We start from the raw sequence: 591 nt of genomic DNA on the forward strand, positions 1-591 counted from the left end.
AGACGCGCGCCCAGATCCAGGCCAGCACCGGCCAGAACAGCGCGCTCAGGGTCAGCGCCGCCAGAATGGACGACACGGGGCGCTCGAAGAAGGGCAGCACGTCGCCATCCGACTTGATGAGGCTGGTGATGAAGCTCTGCTCCACCATGCTGCCCATCACGATGCCCAGCACCAGCGCGGCCACGGGATAGCCGTTCTTCTCCATCACGTAGCCGAGGCAGCCGAAGGCACCGACCAGCAACACCGCGAAGAGGTTATTCCCCGTCGCGAAGGAACCGACCGCGCAGAGCAGCAGGATCACCGGCATCACGGAGGCCCGCGGCGCGCGCAGCACGTGCGACGCGACCCGGATCATCACGATGCCGAGCGGGATCATGATGATATTGGCCAGGATGAAGATGATGTAGAGCGCGTACATGCTGCCCGCGCGCTCCGTGAAGAGCGTCGGCCCCGGGTTCAGCCCCTTCATGTAGAGCACGCCGATGGCGATGGCCGTGATGGTGTCGCCGGGGATGCCGAAGAGCAGGCTCGGCACCCAGCCGGAGGCCAGCGAGGCGTTGTTGGAGGCGCCCGCCTCGACCAGCCCTTCGG

At 66.5% G+C, this 591-nt stretch carries 1 protein-coding gene; it reads right to left on the reverse strand.

Annotated features, from left to right (window positions below; translation table 11 throughout):
- A partial coding sequence (locus AC1DWF_RS36665) for a tripartite tricarboxylate transporter permease (RefSeq protein ID WP_476843343.1) occupies window positions 1-591 on the reverse strand: 591 nt, incomplete at both ends.

This window comes from Aminobacter sp. P4_D5, from assembly GCF_056401815.1.